This is a genomic window from Clostridioides sp. ZZV14-6345, from assembly GCF_020657775.1.
GTDB lineage: Bacteria > Bacillota > Clostridia > Peptostreptococcales > Peptostreptococcaceae > Clostridioides > Clostridioides difficile_D.
Window position 1 is genome coordinate 1 of the sequence record NZ_JAGWCX010000212.1, and the last position, 364, is coordinate 364.

Annotated in this window: 1 protein-coding gene; it reads right to left on the bottom strand. The window is 30.2% G+C overall.

The window, feature by feature from the left end; all coding sequences use genetic code 11:
• Positions 1–364, bottom strand: a 364-nt coding sequence (locus KGF39_RS19575; RefSeq protein ID WP_227823588.1) for a cell wall-binding repeat-containing protein, incomplete at both ends; no start/stop codon positions are given.

Below are 364 nucleotides of genomic sequence, written 5' to 3' on the forward strand. Positions count from 1 at the left end.
TCCTTAGTTATTCCATTTACCTTATTTATAACATTTGTTGACAACATTTGAGGACCACCTATAAAATAAGCACTTTGTAAATCCTCACTCTCTAGCCACTTATATGTATTATTTGTAATACTATCTTTATCAGTTAATATAATTGGTTGCTTATCTTGACCTGCTTTTGCTGCTATAGTAAGTGCATCTACTTCTCCACCATTAGCATTTGTTATGTACACTTTCTCTACATCGTGATTTTTATCTATTTCTTTTGCTATCAATAGAGATGTTTCATATCTATTAGAGCCATTTAGACGTGTTTGACTAGTATTTACAGTCGATTTAATTTGATTAGCAGTAGTTTTAGAAATAGAATTCTCAT